Source organism: Pedococcus sp. P3_C7, from assembly GCF_056402615.1.
The window spans coordinates 16,987-35,558 of record NZ_JBFUHC010000003.1 but is presented as its reverse complement, the minus strand read 5'-3'; the positions used below and the strand labels follow the sequence as shown (position 1 = coordinate 35,558).

Below are 18,572 nucleotides of genomic sequence, written 5' to 3'. Positions count from 1 at the left end.
GCTTGACTCGAGGTCAAACAGGCGTGGGCGCGCTCGCTCACCGGCTGACGGACCACTGCCCCGTGGAGTGGTCCCGTTCTGCCAGGCCCCGGCCCGCGAACTCAGCCAGCCATCCCTCCATGGGGTACCACCCCCAACGGTCATGAAAGACGTTGGCGTTGCGCACGATCGAGTGCAGGTGCTGCACGGGCGGAGTGTGCGTCGGGTGGTGCTGGTGGTAAGCCGCGGCGCCGCCGACCCAGAGCAGGTCACCCTGGGCTGCCGTCAGGCGTTGGCCGAAGTCGGTGTCCTCAGCGCCGTACCCGACGTAGGCCTCGTCGAAGCCGTCGAGGGCCAGCCAGTCGCGAGTGGACATGGCAAAGGACAGCGACCAGAAGAGGCGTGCGTCCTCGGCGACGAGCACGGCGTCGGGGGCCGGACAGGGGCGTGCGGAATGCGGTTGAGCAGTGTCACCCAGTCCGGGAACGCGGTACTCCGATGGGTGGCCAACGGGCGGTAGGTAGCGCACCTCCCCGCAGGCGACCACGGGTGTTGCCCGGCACACGGTCGACACCACACCGGCGTAACGCGCGACGGTGGTCGAGTCCGGGATGCAGTCGACGTCGAGGAAGATGAGCACCTCAGCGCCCTCGTGGATCGCCGCACGGGCTCCGGCGTTCCGGGCCGCGGCGAGGGGCAGCTCGGAGTCGACCGGCGCGACGTCCAGCACAACCACGTCAGCATGCTGCTCGCGGGCGACCGTGGCGATCTCGGGATCACCCATCGCCACGACAACGTAGAGGTCGGCGGTGCGGGTCTGACGGAGGAGTCCCCACGCCTGGCCGCGCAGGTGCTCGTGGCGCCCGTGCGCAATCGTGACGACGGCAGCCCTTGCCTCGGTCACGAGCTGACGCCTGCCCGGACTCCCACGTTGAGCAGGGCCGCCGCGGCGTCCCTCGCACCTCGCCCGGTGGACCAGCGTTCCCAACCGTCCCCACCCAGGCGAAGGGCACGCTCGAGCACGGCCGGCCAGTGCTCGGCCCTCGGCCAGGTGGGGCGTCCCACAGCGATCCCCCACTCGTCGAGCCGACGTGCAGTCGCCACCTGCTCGTCGAAGGGTCGCGCCTGGGCCACGACGACTGCCGGTCGGCGGGCGGCGGCGACCTCGGCCACCGCGTTCTGCCCGGCATGGGTCACCACGACGTCGGCTCGCCGAAGGTCGTCCCAGAGCTGGTTCGTCGACGAGACCCCTGGCGCACGCTCGACCCAGGTCCATGAGGGAGTGGCTGCTCGCGCCGCCTCCAGCTCGGACCGCGTGGTGGTCCGGCCGCCAGCCCCCCAGAGCACGAGCACGGTCCTTCCTGCAGTGGCTCGGTGCGCGGGAGCCGGTGACGCAGCACCGAGGTGGTCGAACCTGGAAATGGCTCCCACGAAGTACGCCTTGTCGGTCCACCCGCGGGGCCAGTCGTGGTCGTGAGCACCCTGCGGCCACGGCGCCAGGAGGGCGTCGGCCGTGTCGTAGGCGAGCCGGTGTGCACGGTCGCGCCTGCGTCCCGGCATGGCCACGACCACCGTCGGAATCCCACAGAGTCGCGCGAGCAACGCAATCTCCACCGAGACGTCGACCACGAGCGCCCGTGGCCGTTCGTGGACGGCCCAAGCCGTGACCTGGGCCGACCGACGGGCCAGACCTTCATGTCCGCGGGGCACCCAGTGCAGGACGCCGTGCGCGGTCGCGTCGCAGTCCCGCGCGAGCTGCGCCGCGTCGGGGTCGTCGTCACGGGCCAGCTGGGTCCAGCCCGAGGCCCAGCCGGCGGGAGCGGGGGAGGAGCTCAGGCCCCAGACCGGCTCGTCCATCTCGGCCGCGATGCTCAGCATCCGTGTGATGTGGCCGGCGCCCTGGTGGTGGGCGTAGTAGCCGATCACGCGGCCCTCCCCAGTCTCGTGGCGAGATCGAGGTAGTGGGCCAGGTATGCGTCGACCATGACGTCGAGGGAGCAGTGGGACACGGCGTGGTCACGGCAACCCTGACGATCCATGGCGCAGACGCGGTCGACCTCCGCGGCCGCTGCCGCGACGTCACCGGGCGCGACGAGGGCGCCGCACTCGTCGACGACGAACTCCGGCAGCCCGCCGCGGCGGAACCCGACGACGGGGGTGCCGCAGGCGAGGGACTCGGCGGCGACCAGTCCGTACGGTTCGTCCCACTCAGGCGTGACGACCATGGCCGCGCTCGACCCGACCAGGTCGCGCAGGGCGGCCGCGTCGAGGTGGCCCAGGTACTCGGCACGCGGCCCGAGGAGCGGCTGCACCTCGGAGCGGAAGTACTCCGCGTTCCCGACAGGACCGGCGAGCCGGATCTTTCGCCCGCTGGCCGTGGCGACGCGAATCGCCTGGTGCGGCGCCTTCTCGGGGACGACCCGACCCACCCACACGAGGTCGTCGCCGCCGCGGCCCGGAGTCCACGCCGCTGTGTCCACGCCGTTGTGGACGACCTCGGCGTGGGCCACGTGCTCCCACTGGCGCGCGGTGTGGGTGCTGACCGCGACGAAGGTGCTGCGCGTCTGGTCCATCAGGGCAATGGTCGGCTCCAGCCACGGAGTCGGGGGTGTGTGCAACGTGGTGAGCATCGGCGCAGCGCAGGCTTGCGCGAGCGCCAGTGGGAGGAAGTGAAGGCTGTTGTTGTGGATGACGTCCACATCGAGACGATCCCTGAGCTCGAGCATCACCTGGAGGTAGGCGTGGTGCTCACGAAGCCACGGCTCGGGCGGCATCGAGGCATCGCTCCGGGCCACGTCACTCAGGTGGAAGGGTGCCACCGTCAGCTCCCGGGCATCCAGGGCCGGATCGCTTCCCGGGCCCGCGAACAGTGTCACGTCGACATCGCGTTCGCGCAGGCCCCGGACCAGGGCCCAGGTGAGCGACTCCAAGCCGCCGGCGAACGGCTGCCGAAGGGGGTGACGGGCCGCGGCGAGGATCACGACGTGCATGAGAGCCTGCGTTCCAGGACGTCCGTGTACAGCTCCTCGTGGGAGCGGGCGAGGGACAGGCGTTCGGTTTGCCGTTGCGCCAGCTCAGCGCGCGGGGCGACCTCCCCGGTCAGCCAACGGGTGTGTGCGGTGCGCACCGCCTCGACGAGGGACGCGGCACGCTCGGGTCCGGACGCGGCATAGGTGAGGCACGGGTGCTGCTCGGCGTAGAACCCGCAGTCCGGGACCGCGACCCACGTGCCGAGGTCGTGACACGCCTCCAACCAGCCCGAGTGGGAGCCGAAGCGGTAGGGCAGCACCGAGACATCCAGACCGTGCAGGTAGCTCCACAGCTCGTGGTCGGAGAAGTAGTCGTGAACCTCGAGCTGGATCAGCCCGCGTCGACCCAGCGAGGTCAGGTGGTGGGCGAGCTCACCGTCATGGCGCTCGAACCCCGCTGTCATGACGTCGGTGTGGGCGTCGACGCGAAGCCGGGCACCCGGCATACCGGGGAGGGCGGCGACAAGCGCGTCGACGAGCGGCAGCGGGTCCATGTTGGCGCGCAGGCTCTTGACGTGCAGCCCGACCACGAAGTCGTCGCGGTCCGGACGGGGGCGACCCAGCCACTGGTCCGGGACCACGTGCGGGTGGGGGAGGACGATCGCCTCCCGTCCCCAACGACGGCGGATCACCGAGGCGGCCCCGTGCGTGAGGGTGATGACCGCATCGGCCGAGGACACCAGCACCCCCAGCTGGTCGTCGTGCAGTCCTGCCGTGCGGTGGTGCGGGTTGCGAAGGTCGTGCACGGTCAACACGAGCGGCTTGTCGTGCCGACGCAGGGTTCTGGTGAGGTCCTCGAGGTCCTCCGGCGCGATCGCGTCGAAGCCGAAATGGACGTGCATGACGTCGAAGTCGGCAGCGTGGCGGGTGACCCAGTCGGACCTGAGCATCTGCGGGGGCCACCACGGAGAGTCCGGCGACGGTCCCGATGGGGGGTCGGGCATGCGCACGACCGCGTCCTGGCCCGAGGCAGTCGGCGGGGAGAGGTGTCTGACGTAGACGTGGCCGGAGGGGATGGAGGCGACAACGATGCTCAAGGCTCACCTTTGAGAAGGGGCGTCGAGCGCGCCAGCGGCAAACCCGACGTGGGCAGCTGGCTCGTTGCTTGACCGGCTCTGGATGTTCTTGCCCAACATAACCCCTGTGGCCGTCAAGGGCGAGGTCCCGTCCGAAGAGGGACCAGTGGTCGTCCCGGCCAGCCGACACCGTTTCATCTGGTGCTTCCGCGGGCAAGAATGGAGGTACGCCGTGGAGGCCCGCACCAACCGGTACCCGGGCACCCACGACGGAGCATCCGCTCGCGCCCGGGTCAGATCATCCGGGTCCGGGCCCCACAGGGAGGCGAACATGAAGAGCACACACGAGTCCCGCGATCATGACCAGGACGAAGCACTGGTGGCAGACCGCCACGACCGAGCCGGCGATGCCGAGGGCGGGCGCGCGACCTATGTCGAGGACGGGCGTGCTGGCTATGACGAGAGGCGGGCTGCAGCCCAAGCCGAACGGTTCGGAGGCGTGAAGGTCGGCTCCGCCTTCTTCGGCTGGCTCACCGCCATGGGCATGGCGGTCGTCCTCACCGCGGTGCTCGCAGCCGCAGGTACGGCAGTCGGGCTGAGCACCGGGACCGACGCCACCGAGGCGGTCGACCAAGCGTCCGCCGACGCGACGACGGTGGGCATCGTGGGTGCGATCGCCCTCGCCGTGATTCTCCTGGTGAGCTACTACTGCGGCGGATACGTCGCCGGTCGCATGGCGCGGTTCAACGGTGCCAAACAGGGTGTGGCCGTGTGGGTCTGGGCCCTGGTGGTCGCGGTGGTCGTGGCCATCGTCGGAGTCGCCGCGGGCAGCAAGTACGACGTGCTCGGTCAGCTCAACAGCTTCCCCCGGCTCCCGATCAGCACCTCGGACCTCAACACCGCCGGTGTCATCGCGCTCGTTCTCGCCGCTGTCACCAGCTTGGTGGGTGCCATCGCCGGGGGCGTCGCAGGGATGCGATTCCACCGGAGGGTCGACCGAGTCGACCTCGAGGCGTGACGGACGTCCCTTCGACGAGTCAAGGCGTCCAACTGGCAGCCTGTAGGGATGAGCGACTGGTTCCTCCCGCAGCGAGATCGCCCGTGGACTGCGGGAAACCTCGTGGTTCCACACGTGCACGGCGCCGAGTACTTCGCGCGTCTGATCCAGGTCGTGGGAGCCACGCTCGAAGGGGACCGGATCTTCTTCACGGACTGGCGGGGCGACGCCGACGAGCTGCTCGCTGAAGGCGGTCCGACCATCGGCGCCCTGTTGGTCGATGCCATGGGTCGGGGTGTCGAGGTCCGTTGCCTGCTATGGCGGTCGCACAGCGACAACCTGCGCTTCAACGAGCAGGAGAACCGCCATCTCGGCGCGGTCATCAACGAGGCGGGTGGCGAAGCGCTCTTCGACGAGCGCGTGCGCCGTGGCGGGTCGCACCACCAGAAGCTGCTGGTGGTGCGGCGGCAGGGTCGCCCGCACGAGGACGTGGCATTCGTCGGCGGGATCGACCTCTGCCACGGTCGGCGGGACGACGCCGAGCACCTCGGAGATCCGCAGGCGGCGCCGCTGGACGCACGCTACGGCCCCAACCCGCCCTGGCACGACGCCACCATGGAGATGCGCGGTCCGGCCGTCAGCCAGGTCCTCGATGTCTTCTCCGAGCGCTGGGACGACCCCACACCGCTGGATCACCGCAACCCGTACCGCGCGCTGGTCAACATCGCGTCCCGGGTGCCGAGGCATCCAGAGCCCTTGCCGGAACGCTGGGACCCTCCACCAGCGCGCGGTCCCCACCTGGTGCAGATCCTGCGCACGTATCCCGCGAAGCGACCGCCGTTTCCCTTCGCCCCGCACGGGGAGAGAACGATCGCCAAGGCGTACGAACATGCCTTCGCCCGCGCGCAGCGGCTGGTCTACATCGAGGACCAGTACTTCTGGTCCGAGGCCGTGACGGGCACGCTCGCGGAGGCACTCCGCCGGGAACCCGCACTACAGGTCATCGCCGTGGTCCCGCGGTTCCCCGAAGAGGACAGCGCGATGAGCGGCACACCGATGCGCCGGGGCCAGCAGCTGGCGAGGGACCTGCTGCACGCGGCAGGCGGGGCACGTTTCGCCATGTACGACCTACAGAACGCCGCCGGCACACCGGTCTACGTCCACGCGAAGGTCTGCATCGTCGACGACGAGTGGATGACCTGCGGGTCCGACAACCTGAACCTGCGCTCCTGGACCCACGACTCCGAGGTCACCTGCGCCGTGGTCGACCCGGAAGGCCGCCTGCCGGGCGAGCTCCGCGCGACCCTGTGGGCTGAGCACCTCGGACTGCCGCCGGAGGACCCTCGACTCCTCGACCTGGATCACGCCACGGGCCTGTGGGCGGAGCGTGCCCAGGAGCCAGCCGCCCGCATCCGGCCCCACGCCCTCGCGCCGGTACGCCGCGCTGTCCGACTGTGGGCCGACCCGGCATACCGGATCCTGTTCGACCCCGATGGACGACCACGGGGCCTGCGCCGCACCGACACGTTCTGAGGTCCGGCCTCGGCGGGTGGTCGTCGGCGACCTGTCGGGTGCTACCCGCCCGCTGACCGGCCCGAACCCGAGGTGTGCCCGGTGAACAGCCGGCTCATCAGCCCGTCGGGATCGAGGGTGGTCAACATGGCGTCGCAGATCTGCCTGAGCTGCTCGACCTGGGCGGGTTCCAAGGCGTCGAAGACGTGACGGCGCACCGCCGTCACGTGCCCGGGTGCGGCCGCCACCACCTTCTCCCAGCCGGTCGGGGTGAGTCGGGCGTTGGTGGCCCTCTTGTCCTCGGGGCAGGGGAAGCGCTCGACGAGGTTGCGTTCCTCGAGTCGTCGGACGACGTGGGACAGGCGGGGGAGGGTGGCGTTGGTGCGCTGAGCGAGTGCGCTCATCCGCAGCGTGCGGTCCGGCGCCTCGGAGAGCATCGCGAGGACGAAGTAGTCGAAGTGGGTGAGCTGGGCGTCCCGCCGCAGCTGCGCGTCCAAGGCGCTCGGCAGGAGCTCCGTCACCGCGATGAGCCGCAGCCAGGCCGCCCGTTCGCCCTCGTCCAGCCATCTCGGTTCCATGGGTCCACGATAGCGAATACTTGAAGGAACAACTAAACGGTGTAGGGTGTTACTTGAAGCATCAACCAATCACCATCGACCCAGGAGCACCAAATGGCACACCTCTCCATCATCGGTACCGGCAACATGGGCCAGGCGATCGCGGCCGTGGCCGGACGCGGCGGACACTCGGTCCAGCTGCTCGGCCAGGACGACGCCGCGACGCAGGTCACCGGCGACATCGTCGTACTGGCTGTTCCCTATCCGGCCGTGAGCAGCGTGATCGCCGAGCGCGGCGACAGCCTGGCCGGCAAGGTGGTCGTCGACATCACCAACCCGCTCAACTTCGAGACCTTCGACTCCCTTACGGTCCCCGCGGACAGCTCCGCCACCGCGGAGATCGCCGGCGCGCTGCCGCAGTCTCGCGTCGTCAAGGCGTTCAACACCACGTTCGCCGCCACGCTGGCGGCAGGCACGGTGGGTGAGCTCACCACCACCGTGCTGATCGCCGGCGACGATGCGGACGCGAAGTCGGCCCTGGCCGGCGTCGTCACCTCCGGTGGCCTCAAGGCCATCGACGCGGGGTCGCTGTCGCGGGCCACCGAGCTCGAGGCGATCGGCTTCCTGCAGATCACCCTGGCAGCCAACGAGAAGATCGCCTGGACCGGCGGCTTCGGCGTCGTCCCCGCCTGACGACCACGTCGAGTCGATCGGAGCAGCCGTGAGCATCTCTCAGACCCACTCCAGGGACGGGGAAGGCGCGACGGGCGCGTTCGGCGCTCCCGTCGTCGCGACCTACGGTGGGACCGAGCCGTCCGCGCCGCTTGTCGTGTTGCTGCACGGACGGGGATCCAGCGAGCGGGACATCCTGTCGCTGGCTCCGCACCTGCCCGACGGCCTGGCGTATGCCGCGGTGCGTGCCCCTATCGCCGAGGGTGGCGGCTTCGCGTGGTTCGCCAACCGCGGGATCGGTCGCCCCGTCGCGGAGTCCCTCGGGGCGACGATGCGCTGGTTCGCCCGCTGGCTCGACGAGGTGGCAGCCCCCGGGCGGCCGGTGTTCCTCGTCGGGTTCAGCGGCGGCGCTGCGTTTGCCGGCGGCCTGGTCCTTGCCGACCCCTCCCGGTACGCGGGGGCCGCGATCCTGTACGGCACGATGCCGTTCGACGGGGGGCTCCCGGTCGACACCGGCCGCTTGGCCAACCTCCCGATGTTCGTGGCCCAGGGCGATGCCGACCAGGTGATCCCTGGTGAGCTGCTCGAGCGCACCTGGACGTACCTGCTCACGGAGTCCGGCGCGCCCACGGTTGCCCGGCGAGACCCTGGCGGCCACGGGGTCACCGCCGCCACGCTGCACAGCCTGTCGGGCTGGATCGCCGACCGGGCTGACTTCGTTGCCCAGCACCAACCTGTCACGATCGGGCTGGCGCAGGAGGTCACGTGGCCCTCGGTGCCGGGTGGGGTGTTGCCGCATCGACGCGGATCGCGACCGCAGGTGTCGTGGGCCATCCCCCAACAGCAGCTGACGCAGAACGCACCAGCAGAGCTGCAGCAGCAGCTGTTCGAGCGGATCGGTGGTCTGACAGGTGTCTCGACCGCTGCGTCCCACATCTCGGTGCCCGGCGCTCGCGCCTTCCTCGTCGCCGCCGGGAGCGGACCTGAGGACGCGTTCCTCGTTCCCCAGGTGGGGGAGTTCGCTCACCTCCACCCGGGCTACGACGGCTCACTCCACCTTGCCCTGCCGGCACCACTGGCGGCCGACCTGGTCGCCCGAGGGTGGGGCCAGCCGCACCCATGGGCCGGGACCCGGCTCGCACCTGGCTTCGTCATGCTCTTCGGACCCCGCGACGCCGAAGAGCTCGACACCGTCGTGGCCATCACGACCGCGGCTCACGCGTTCGCAACTCAATCAACGTCCTGAAGCATCGAAACAGGAAACACGAATCCCCGTCATGTCGCCCGCTTCTCGACCAATGCCGAAGGGTTGGTCGGACGCCCTGAGACATAGACTGGGGTCCCGGTCGATCGCCGCAGGGAGCCAGCTGCGCCGAGGGCTTGGTGACGCCCTGAGGACGAGCGATGGTCACATCAGCGGAGAGCGTCGTCGTCGCCCGCCGGCCCGAAGAGGTGTTCCGATACGTCGCCGACCTTCAGAATGAACCGAGCTGGCACGTCGACATAGAGTCGGTTCCTCGAGAGACCGATCGGGTCCCTGTCGTTGGCAAGACCTACCCCCTGAAGTTCAAGCCCTTCTTGGGCAAGACTGACGGAACGTTTACGGCTCTCGAGGTCGAGCCAGGCACGCGGGTCGTGTATCGGGCCGACTTCGCTGGGCTGCGGCCGCGGATCACCTACACGGTCGAGGCGGCGGGCGATGGGTCGCGGTTCACTCGCACGGTGGAAATGCGCCCCGAGGGCCTGAAGGTGCTCGTGACGCCGATGATGGCGTTCATGGTTCCGAGGCGGAACAAGGTCTTCGTCGAGAACCTCCGCCGTGCGCTGGAATCCTGAGTCGCCGTAGCCCTCGTCGCCTCAGCCCTGGCCACTTCGACAGCACCGGCGCAGGCCGCGTCCTCCAAGGGGTGCGTCAACGGCGGCTTCCGGCTGGTCAACCTCGCGACGGGAGCCACCGTCGCCGCCGCCCGGGAGGACCGAGTCCGCACGACGATCCCCGCATTTCAGTTCGGGGCCACGTTCGCCGTCCGTGGCCGGTACACCCAGTTCGACGTCCGCAGCGCGGACTTCGCCGTCATGAACCAGGCCTTCACCGGTGCGGCCAACGAGCTCGACATCACGGGCGGACGTTTCACCCCCGTCTTCGCCAGCAAGGTGCCCAACCACCGTGGGCTCGTGCTGAGCAGCGCCATCTCCATCGAGCTCGACGACGAGGACCTCGTGCTGCAACGCACGGGCCCAGGCCTGTCGATGAAGATCCAGGCCAAGGACTGCGCACAGGGCGGGATCTTCCAGATGGAGCCCGAGCGAAGCGACGGCACAACCACCCGCATCACGCACACCTTGGCCGAGTCAACGGTTCCCGGGCTGACACCGTTCTACTTCGACAACCCGAACTTCCGGGCCCGGGTTGGTCAGTTCCTCGGCTCGGGCTGCACCAGCGTCCAAACCGGACCGCCCGGGCAGTTCTGCGTCCAGGTGTCCACGCGCGTCAACATCGCCAACGACGTGTCGCCACGCTTCGTGGCTCGCGACAGCGCCCAGGTGGCGACCCGCGTGCCACAAGCGGCGTGCAACACGTCCACCCCCGTCACGCCCAGCGTCCGGCACTGCGGCGGCATGTCCGCCTGGGACGTTGCCAGTGGTGGCCGCCTGGGCTTCGTCACCGGTGAGGACGCAACCGAAGTCGCGAACCCGCCGACCAACTGCACCAACGACTGTCAAGCCCAGAACCAGGTGCGGGGCCGGCTCGCCGTCCTCGGCCATCCGTTCCCAGTGCCCTCCGGAAGTCGGCTGGTACCAAGGACGGCCGCCGTCACCCCCTGATCGATCTCGCGACCCGATGGGCCCGTCCCGCCAAGGTGGGACGCGCCCACTGCCGCGCGGGCGGGCTCGGTGTGGTCTGCCACGCCAGGTCCCTGTCCGAGGCGGACCGTGCATCGTCGGTCGGCTAGCCCTGTACGCCCTCGCATCGGACCCATAGCATGGGTTTGCCTTCGCATCGACGCGCTGACTCCTGCTGGCTTGCCGCTCGGCATGCCGAGCAGCCTCCCGGCGGCGTCGAGCCGGGGTCGGCGAGAAGGGATGCCTTCCATGTCGCACGAGGCGAGAGCACTCCCTCCGGTGTCGCGGATGCCCGGGTCAGACCCGGTCACGGCTTCAGCTCCGGGGGCAGCGACGCATGAGCGCCAACAGCCTCAGCCGGTCCACGACGCGGCCTTCGTGGAACGCAAGGGCCGCAAGTGCGCCTTCGCGCACCTCGCCGCTCTGAGTGCGGTGTCGCTGCTCCTGCTGCTCTATCTCGCGCTGCTCGACCAGGGCGCGCCCCAACAGAATCCAGCCTTGGTCTTCCTGGTGGTGGTGCTCGCCGTGCTGCTACTCATGACATTGCTGCGCTTCCTCGCCCTCGTCGTCAGCCGGCCGTTCGCGGGCGAGCAGGCTGAGCTTGTCGGCAGTGGCCCGCCCGCCGACGCGGTGCCCTCGGGGCCGGTCGGCATCGTCAAAGGCGCCCGGCCCGGGGACGACGACCCAGCGCCCGGGCCCACCACGGTCGTCTGCTGCTCGGGGGGAGGCATCAAGTCCGCCTCGTTCTGCCTGGGGGCCCTTCAGCAACTGTCGCACCACCGGATCCTCCAGGGTGCGAGTCACCTCGTCGGCGTCAGCGGTGGCGGGTACATGGCCGCGGCGTTCAGCACGTTGGCGTGGCGGCGGAGGCGGGCCAGCGGTGTCGAGGGCGTACGCCCGGCCGACAGCCCCGTGGACTGCCACGGCGATCCCGGTCCGTTCGCCAGCGGTTCCGATGAGCTCAACCGGCTGCGCCGGTCGACGAAGTACCTCGCCTCCTCACCGGAGGTACGGTTCGAGCTCATTGCCTCCCTGCTCCTGGGCATCATGTCCAACCTGGTTCTGCTGGGCTGCCTGAGCGTCGTGCTGGCGTGGCTGATGGCCACGTATGCCGTGAGCAGCGGGCTTCTCGTGGTTCCCGACGACGGTGACTGGGCGTGGAACGCTGGAGGCCACCAACCGCTTCCCCTGCTGGCGCTTCCGTCGCTGTTCCTGTTCGGGGTGGCCTTCGTGTGGTTCCTGCTCGCACGTCGGAATCCGGCCCCCTGGTCGGGGGAGGGGCGCAATGCCGAGCGCGCCCGCGCTGGCCCAGCAACGTTCTCCCAGCGCCGCAGCACCTGGGAGACCTCAGAGGGGTGGCAGTTCGCCGTCGGCAACCTCGGTGCCCGCGCGTCCCAGATGGCCCTGTTCTTCTTCCCGCTCTTCCCAGGGGTGCTGTGGTTGGCGTACCAGCTCGAGGGCCGGACGCAGAGCTGGACCGGCCCCGACCTCGGCACCTTCCAGGTCACCCTCGCGGGCCTGGTGACGACGTTGACCGCGTTTCTCGGCCTCCTGAACGCCGCGCGAACCGGTCTACGACAGGACGTCCTCAGCGCCGGACAGCAGGGTTTCCTCACCTGGTTCCGGCGTCAGGCGGCACCCGTGCTCGCCATCATCGTGTTCCTCGTCGGGCTGTACGGGTCGTTGGTCCTGTTCACCTGGCTCGCCCTTCGGGACGCCTGGATCCTCGGAACCCACGGCTGGGTGTTCGTGTTCGTCCCGCTTCTGATCGCCGTCCTCTTCAAGGTGAACGACACGTCGATCTTCCAGTTCTACCGCGACCGGCTGGACGCGGCATACCTCTCGTACCAACCGGATGGGGGGAAGCCGGAGCCCTTCACGACGCCCACCCTCGCGGAGGTGAACGCCGACGCGTCGCCCGGCGTCTGGCCGAAGCTCATGCTCCTGGGGACGGCCAACGTGCGCGACCCCGACCTGCTCCCGGCCGACCGCCACGGCACGCCCTTCGTCCTGTCCGACACGATCGGGATCAGCGATCCGCGGCTACCCGGGGGGACCGCCCTGCTCGACGCGAAGGCCTACAGCTACGACCTGGACGTCAAGTGGAACGCCCGGGCGTCCCGTCAGCTCACCGTGGCCATGGCGGTCGCGATGTCCGGGGCGGCCGTGGCCCCCATCGCGGGACGCGACGACAGGGTCCTGGGCCGCTACCGGCTGCTGCTGGCCCTGGCCAACATCCGCCTCGGTCTCTGGGTGCGGAACCCGTACTGGGTCGCCAACGACGCGCGACGACAGCGGGGCACCGAGGGACTGAGGTGGGCTCGGTGGGTCCTTCGCGTGAACGACTACCTCGACAACTTCGCGCCATCGCTGTTGTTCCACGAGGCCATCGGGCTGCCCCGGATCATCATGCCGTTCCTGTACGTCACGGACGGCGGCCACTACGACAACCTCGGTCTCGTGGAGGCCCTGCGCACGAAGCCGCGTCGCATCATCATGCTCGACGGATCGGGGGACCCGGAGGACGGCTTCCCCACTATGGCCAACGCCATCGCCACCGCACGGATGGACCAGCAGGTGGAGATCGCGTTCGACCCCCGCCGGTTGCGCCGAGGAGCTCGCCAGTACCCGCGGAGCGGGTGGACCGTCTGCACGGCGACCTATCCCGACGGGTCGACGTGCGACATCGTCTACATCAAGGCCTTGCTGCCGAAGGGTCAGCCCTGGGACCTGCAGAGCTACCGCACGCGCAACCCCGGCTTCCCGTCAACGACCATGGAGTACGAGCTCTTCGACGAGTTCACCTTCGAGGCGTACCGCGAGCTGGGGTGCAGCCTGGTGCGTCAGGCGATGACGGAGCTGGCGTGGTGCAAGGCGCCGACGAGCACCACGTGCCAGGACGAGTCACATGGATAGCTGCGGGACGAGGCGCCCCCACAGGCGCACTGCCACGCCCAGCCGGCGGCGGAGCGGTGGACCTGGGGGTGGTGGCCGCCGGTCCGACGGGTTCTGCTGCGTTTCACGACTTCCTCCGCTCAGGTTCCGAGGCATCCTCCGCGGCCGGACCTTCCGACCTCGACCCGAGACGTCAGTTGCGTCGCTCCAGGACCCTCGTTCGTCACCGTAGGTCGAGCGGGCCGGGGTCGGGATCCGTGTGTCCCCGGGAAGGTGGTGCGTGGAAAGGCCGAGTCCGAGTCGGTGAAAACACGGTGTGACAGCGGAAAGGCGGTCGAGCGGAGTGCGGAAGAGCTTGAGTCGGGCTCACGTCGCCACGGCCACGGGAATCGGCATAGTCGCCCTGAAGATCGGCACCTCTCTGCCGCACCTTCGTGACGACGTCGCCCTGGTGTCCATCGCCTGGCTCGTCGTCATCGCGTTTGTCGTGGTGGGACTGGCGCTGTTCGCCGCGGGGCTTCCCAGGGTCAACGGCTGGGCCTGCCTCGCGGTCGCGGCGGCGACCATTCCCGGCGACCTCAACCACCCCGCGTACCCTCAGGGACTGACGGTGGTCGGTTTCGTCCTCGAGCCGCTGTACCTGGCCGCTGCTGTCACCCTCGTGCTGCGATACCCCGAATCGAGGATGACGACGCAGGGTCGGGTGGTCGGCTGGGGCCTGGTGGTCTCGAGTGTCCTGCTGCGGGTGCCGCTGGTCTTCACCCGTGGCACCCTTCCCAGCCCCCTGCACGCATCCTTCGACCGACCGGTGCTCGCGCTGGACGCGTGGTGGCACGACTGGGTGTTCATCCGGGGCGCCTACGGCTGCACGACTCTGCTGTTGGGCTGGGCGGGCGTCCTGCTGGTGATGCGTGCGGCCGGCTCGCGTGGTGTCACCCGGCAGTCCCTCATGCCCCTCGCCGTCGTGGGCGCCATCTGCGCCACGGCCGCGGCCCTCGACCAGGTCGTTTGGATCCTCGGGACCCCCAGCGCGGCGTGGGCGCCGGTGGCGGTCGCGCGGAACCTCAGTGCGGCGACCATTCCGGTGGGGCTCCTCGCCGACCTGCTTCGCCGACGGGCCGCCGCCGCCGCGGTGACGTCGGAGATCCTCCGTGCGGCCGGCACGGGCGACCTCGCCCAGCTCGAGATGGCGCTGCGCCACGTGCTGCTCGACCCATCACTCACCGTGAGACCGGCCAGCGACGACGACAGGGCTCCCCTGTGGGGCGCCGACCCAGCCCCTTGGGCAACCGGGAGCGACAGGAGGGGGAGGGTGGCGCTGGCATCGGCGGACGGGACGGCTCTGGTGGTGGTGGGATACGACCGGCGCGCCGTCGGCGACCCTGTGCTGCTCCGCTCGGCGTTCTCGGCAGCCCAGCTCGGGATCGAGAACACGCGGCTCACCAGTGAGTTGCTTCAGCGGATGGCCGAGCTCCGGGCGTCGCGTGCCCGGATCGTGGAGGCTGGCATGGCGGAGCGACGCAGGGTGGAGCGCAACCTCCACGACGGCGCACAGCAGCAGTTCCTGGCGGTGATGGCGACACTCGCGCAGTCCGACTTCGCGACCGAGGCGCAAATGCGCGACCTCGTCAGCGAAGCACGGACCCGGCTCACCGACGCCATGGCCGAGCTGCGCCAGCTCGCCCGCGGCATCCACCCGGCTGCGCTGAGCCAGGGCGGGCTCGGCGCCGCGCTGCCCTACCTGTGCCAGAGCGCCTCCGAGCGGGTCACCTTGCGGCTGGATCCGGTCCTGGCCGGGCGCCGGTTGGAGCCGGCAGTCGAGTCCGCGGTGTACTTCGTCGTGGCCGAGGCGCTCGCGAACATCACGCGGTATGCCGGGGCCACGACCGCGACGGTGACGGTCGTGGCCGAGGGGCCGTACCTGTCCGTCGAGATCGCGGACGACGGCAACGGCAAGGCACACTTCACCCCGGAGGGCGGGCTCATGGGCCTGCGGGACCGGGTGCACGCGCTGGGTGGCGAGGTCGTCCTGCACACCGACCCCTGCGCCGGTCATCCCCAATCCTGTGGCAGCCGGCTTCGGGTCGGCTTCCCCGTCACAGTCGGTCAGTCATCGTGAGCGCCCCGCCGGGACCACAGGACCTGTCGGACGCCGGGCAACACCTGCGGGTGATCCTCGTGGACGACTCGTCACTCTTCCGCCAGGGTCTGGCCGGGCTCCTCACCGCGGCGGGGATCGAGGTGGTGGGCCAAGTGGCCAGCGCGGAGCCTTTGCCGGCCCTCATCAAGGCGGCCCGTCCCGATGTCGTCGTGCTCGACGTGCGCATGCCGCCGACGCACACCGATGAGGGGATCGTCACGGCGCACGTCATCCGGCGGGACTGGCCGCATGTGGGGGTGCTGGTCCTCAGCACCTATGCCGAGGCGGAATGGGCACGTCGACTCCTTCAGGACGGAGCAGCCGGTCTGGGCTACCTGCTCAAGGACCGGGTCAACGACGTGCCCACGCTGGTGGAGGGCATAGCCAGGGTTGCCGAAGGGGGCACCGCCGTAGACCCGAACATCGTCTCCGAGCTCCTCACGGGCAGCCATGGCCGGACCTCCGCCCTCAGCAGCCTGACGGACCGGGAGCTGGAGGTGCTCGGCCTGATGGCAGAGGGCATGTCCAACGCGGGGATCGGGCGGCAGCTGCATCTGTCACCGCGGACCGTCGAGGCCCACGTCGCCTCTGTCTTCGCCAAGCTACCCCTGCACGGGCACGACACGACCCTCAACCGTCGTGTCCTGGCGGTGCTTGCCTACCTGCAGGCGCAGCACAGCCGCCCGTGAGGGAGCCCGGCCCCGGCCCCGCTCGAGTCTGAAATCTTGCGTGTTTCCACGTAGGGACAGCGCGGGCAAACGCGGATCCGCGACGCCCTCCGTGCGCCAACACTGTTCAGCAGTGCGACGCAGGACGTCCACACGAACAGCCAAGGAACGCAACAGATGTCGCCGATGGGACGGGTCCGGATCAGCGGGCGCCAACCATCTGAGAACCGGCGCAGGGTCGGCGCACTCCCTCCGGGGGCCACCACACCAGGCTTCACCAGAACGAAACGAAGGTTCACCATGTCTGCAGCTCTGTCCACCATGTCCCGTACGAAGAAGGCACTCATTGGCGCAAGCACCGCCGTGGTTGCCGGGGTCGGCATGTCGGCGATGATGGCCGGGCCCGCCCAGGCCATTCCCTACTACCAGAAGGCGTGTGCGTTCGACGCCCGGAGCAACACCGCATCCAGCGGCTGGCAGCCCGTCAACTCGGTGGTGCGGGTCAACAACGGCGCCACCGGTCGCTACGTCGTGGTCAACTTCAACGCCGACGCGGGCGTCAGCAGCCTCGCCGAGATCCGGCTCGGCTACCGCGTCGACGCCGGCGGGATCCAGACGCCAGGCGCCCAGAACTTCGCCAACTACACGCAGTACTGGCAGACCCGTCACAGCATGGTCGTGCTCTATGTCCCCGCTGGCTGGCACACCATCCGTCCCTACTGGCGGATCAGTGGTTCCGTCGGCAAGAGCGGCGTCATTGCCGCGCGCTGCCTGACTGCGGAGGGCTACACGGCCTGACGCCGGAAAGGGCCCTCGCAACGGGGCGTCCGAATCGAACCGCTCTCGCCCAAGACACGGCGGGGGCGGTTCGGTCGTCGGCCGAGCATTCTGTCGCGCTTCGAACCGCCGAGGACATGTCGGCGAAACAGGTGGGCAACGGGGGCGGAGCACACTGGGTGCATCGACGCGACCCCTTCACACAACGCCGCCGCTGGCATGGCCACGGGGGAGGCGGACCGCGCCACGATGCCCGACGTCGAATGGCGCTTCCTACTGCTCTACACGTTGGCGTACATGAGTACGTGCCTGGTGTTTCTCGCGCCGTTGTTGGTGAGCCTGGCACTGAAGGTGAACTCGCTCGTCGGGATCGACCGGGCACCCAACAGCCTTGCGCTGGTTGCCGGTATCGGTGCCGCCGTGGCAGTCGTCGCCAACCCCTTCTTCGGCAAGCTCAGCGACCGCACCACCTCCGCGCTGGGTATGCGCCGGCCGTGGATCGTGGCCGGACTCGCGGGTGGCTCCGCGGGCGTCCTCATCGTTGCGCTGGCGCCGACCATCCCCGTGGTCCTGCTGGGATGGTGCCTGGCGCAACTGGGTTTCAACGCGCTGCTGGCCACGATGGTGGCGGTGCTGCCCGACCAGGTGCCGTCCACCCAGCGCGGGATGGTGGCCGGAGTTCTCGGCGTGTGCCTCCCGATCGCTTCGGTGGCGGGCACGTTCCTCGTCAAGCTGTTCACAGGCCACATGCTCGCGATGTTTCTCATGCCGTGCCTCGTCGGCGGGCTCTTCATCCTGCTCTTCGCGGTGACGTTGCCGGACCGTCGACTTGACCGGGCAGACAAGCCGACGTGGTCGGTGCGGGAGCTGGCCATCACGTTCTGGGTCAGCCCGCGCAGGAGCCCGGACTTCGCGTGGGCCTTCGCCAGCCGTTTCATGTTCGTCCTTGCCTTCGCCTTTCTGACCACGTACCAGGCGTACTACCTCTTGGACCACCTCGGGAGCAGCGAGGATGCTGTGCCGCAACAGGTCTTCCTGGGCACCCTCGTCCAGTCCGTCGTGCTGGTCACCGCGTCGCTGGTCGCGGGGACGCTGTCGGACCGCACGGGACGGCGAAAGGCGTTCGTCGTCACAGCCTCGGCAACCTACGGCCTGGCCATGTTCTTCATCGCCGCGGCCAGCAGCTTCAACGGCTTCCTGGTCGGCATGGCGGTCGCCGGGTTGGGCTTCGGCATGTACATGGCCGTCGACCTGGCCCTCGTCGTGGACGTTCTACCCGACCCGGATACCGCTGCGAAGGACCTTGGGGTGCTGAACATCGCGGGCGCCTTGCCCAGCGCTGTCGCGCCTGCCATCGCGCCAGCCATCCTGGCCCTGAGCGGGGGGAGCTACTCGGTGTTGTATGCCGTGGCGGGACTGAGTGCGTTCCTCGCCGCGGCGTCAATCCTCCCCGTCAAACGGGTCCGATGAGCTCGTCCGGGTCGCG

General features: G+C 69.6%; 16 protein-coding genes. 11 read left to right on the top strand and 5 right to left on the bottom strand.

The features are described 5' to 3' along the window. Positions 1-37 precede the first annotated feature (37 nt). The 4 genes from AC1DS4_RS04220 to AC1DS4_RS04205 are packed head-to-tail and all read right to left on the bottom strand — an operon-like array spanning position 38 to position 4,045. Positions 38-883: a glycosyltransferase family 2 protein gene (locus AC1DS4_RS04220; protein WP_477632612.1), complete on the bottom strand. Its 846-nt coding sequence runs from the start codon at positions 881-883 to the stop codon at positions 38-40. After that, positions 880-1,905 (bottom strand): glycosyltransferase, encoded by a 1,026-nt coding sequence (locus AC1DS4_RS04215; RefSeq protein WP_477632613.1) that lies wholly within the window; start codon positions 1,903-1,905, stop codon positions 880-882. Before AC1DS4_RS04215 ends, AC1DS4_RS04220 begins: the two co-directional genes overlap by 4 nt. Then, positions 1,902-2,969 (bottom strand): glycosyltransferase, encoded by a 1,068-nt coding sequence (locus tag AC1DS4_RS04210; RefSeq protein WP_477624403.1) that lies wholly within the window; start codon positions 2,967-2,969, stop codon positions 1,902-1,904. Before AC1DS4_RS04210 ends, AC1DS4_RS04215 begins: the two co-directional genes overlap by 4 nt. Next, on the bottom strand, positions 2,957-4,045 hold the full coding sequence (locus tag AC1DS4_RS04205) for a glycosyltransferase (protein ID WP_477632614.1): 1,089 nt from the start codon (positions 4,043-4,045) through the stop codon (positions 2,957-2,959). Before AC1DS4_RS04205 ends, AC1DS4_RS04210 begins: the two co-directional genes overlap by 13 nt. Positions 4,046-4,355: 310 nt before the next feature. On the opposite strand from AC1DS4_RS04205, the gene AC1DS4_RS04200 reads away from it, so the two are divergent. Continuing rightward, positions 4,356-5,042: a hypothetical protein gene (locus AC1DS4_RS04200; protein ID WP_477615266.1), complete on the top strand. Its 687-nt coding sequence runs from the start codon at positions 4,356-4,358 to the stop codon at positions 5,040-5,042. 48 nt (positions 5,043-5,090) lie between these two features. Continuing rightward, complete coding sequence (locus AC1DS4_RS04195) at positions 5,091-6,554, top strand: phospholipase D family protein (protein ID WP_477632615.1); 1,464 nt, start codon at positions 5,091-5,093, stop codon at positions 6,552-6,554. 41 nt (positions 6,555-6,595) lie between these two features. On the opposite strand, the gene AC1DS4_RS04190 is transcribed toward AC1DS4_RS04195, so the two are convergent. Beyond that, positions 6,596-7,111 carry a MarR family winged helix-turn-helix transcriptional regulator gene (locus AC1DS4_RS04190; RefSeq protein WP_477615268.1) on the bottom strand — a complete coding sequence of 172 codons (516 nt, stop codon included), beginning with the start codon at positions 7,109-7,111 and terminating at the stop codon, positions 6,596-6,598. A gap of 93 nt (positions 7,112-7,204) precedes the next feature. On the opposite strand from AC1DS4_RS04190, the gene AC1DS4_RS04185 reads away from it, so the two are divergent. The 9 genes from AC1DS4_RS04185 to AC1DS4_RS04145 all read left to right on the top strand — a co-directional run bounded on the left by AC1DS4_RS04185 (position 7,205) and on the right by AC1DS4_RS04145 (position 18,556). Further along, entirely contained in the window at positions 7,205-7,783 is a 579-nt protein-coding gene (locus AC1DS4_RS04185; RefSeq protein ID WP_477615269.1) for an NADPH-dependent F420 reductase, read from the top strand. Between the two features lie 28 nt (positions 7,784-7,811). After that, on the top strand, positions 7,812-9,008 hold the full coding sequence (locus AC1DS4_RS04180; protein WP_477615270.1) for a luciferase domain-containing protein: 1,197 nt from the start codon (positions 7,812-7,814) through the stop codon (positions 9,006-9,008). Between the two features lie 158 nt (positions 9,009-9,166). After that, complete coding sequence (locus AC1DS4_RS04175) at positions 9,167-9,598, top strand: SRPBCC family protein (protein ID WP_477632616.1); 432 nt, start codon at positions 9,167-9,169, stop codon at positions 9,596-9,598. Between the two features lie 240 nt (positions 9,599-9,838). Beyond that, positions 9,839-10,588 (top strand): hypothetical protein, encoded by a 750-nt coding sequence (locus AC1DS4_RS04170; RefSeq protein WP_477632617.1) that lies wholly within the window; start codon positions 9,839-9,841, stop codon positions 10,586-10,588. A 396-nt stretch (positions 10,589-10,984) separates the two neighbouring features. Continuing rightward, positions 10,985-13,522: a hypothetical protein gene (locus AC1DS4_RS04165; RefSeq protein WP_477632618.1), complete on the top strand. Its 2,538-nt coding sequence runs from the start codon at positions 10,985-10,987 to the stop codon at positions 13,520-13,522. 334 nt (positions 13,523-13,856) lie between these two features. Continuing rightward, the gene (locus tag AC1DS4_RS04160; RefSeq protein WP_477632619.1) at positions 13,857-15,620 is read left to right on the top strand and encodes a sensor histidine kinase; all 1,764 of its coding nucleotides are present in this window, start codon (positions 13,857-13,859) and stop codon (positions 15,618-15,620) included. After that, entirely contained in the window at positions 15,617-16,330 is a 714-nt protein-coding gene (locus tag AC1DS4_RS04155) for a response regulator transcription factor (protein ID WP_477615274.1), read from the top strand. The genes AC1DS4_RS04160 and AC1DS4_RS04155 overlap by 4 nt, the downstream gene beginning before the upstream one ends. A 279-nt stretch (positions 16,331-16,609) precedes the next feature. Continuing rightward, the gene (locus tag AC1DS4_RS04150) at positions 16,610-17,107 is read left to right on the top strand and encodes a hypothetical protein (protein ID WP_477615275.1); all 498 of its coding nucleotides are present in this window, start codon (positions 16,610-16,612) and stop codon (positions 17,105-17,107) included. Between the two features lie 198 nt (positions 17,108-17,305). After that, complete coding sequence (locus AC1DS4_RS04145) at positions 17,306-18,556, top strand: MFS transporter (RefSeq protein WP_477632620.1); 1,251 nt, start codon at positions 17,306-17,308, stop codon at positions 18,554-18,556. Positions 18,557-18,572: the final 16 nt, after the last annotated feature.

Coding starts and splice junctions, on each gene's coding strand:
- AC1DS4_RS04195 (WP_477632615.1), top strand. CDS start 5,091: ATGAGCGACTGGTTCCTCCCGCAGCGAGATCGCCCGTGGACTGCGGGA.
- AC1DS4_RS04145 (WP_477632620.1), top strand. CDS start 17,306: ATGGCCACGGGGGAGGCGGACCGCGCCACGATGCCCGACGTCGAATGG.
- AC1DS4_RS04170 (WP_477632617.1), top strand. CDS start 9,839: ATGAACCAGGCCTTCACCGGTGCGGCCAACGAGCTCGACATCACGGGC.
- AC1DS4_RS04175 (WP_477632616.1), top strand. CDS start 9,167: ATGGTCACATCAGCGGAGAGCGTCGTCGTCGCCCGCCGGCCCGAAGAG.
- AC1DS4_RS04200 (WP_477615266.1), top strand. CDS start 4,356: ATGAAGAGCACACACGAGTCCCGCGATCATGACCAGGACGAAGCACTG.
- AC1DS4_RS04150 (WP_477615275.1), top strand. CDS start 16,610: ATGTCTGCAGCTCTGTCCACCATGTCCCGTACGAAGAAGGCACTCATT.
- AC1DS4_RS04190 (WP_477615268.1), bottom strand. CDS start 7,111: ATGGAACCGAGATGGCTGGACGAGGGCGAACGGGCGGCCTGGCTGCGG.
- AC1DS4_RS04210 (WP_477624403.1), bottom strand. CDS start 2,969: ATGCACGTCGTGATCCTCGCCGCGGCCCGTCACCCCCTTCGGCAGCCG.
- AC1DS4_RS04185 (WP_477615269.1), top strand. CDS start 7,205: ATGGCACACCTCTCCATCATCGGTACCGGCAACATGGGCCAGGCGATC.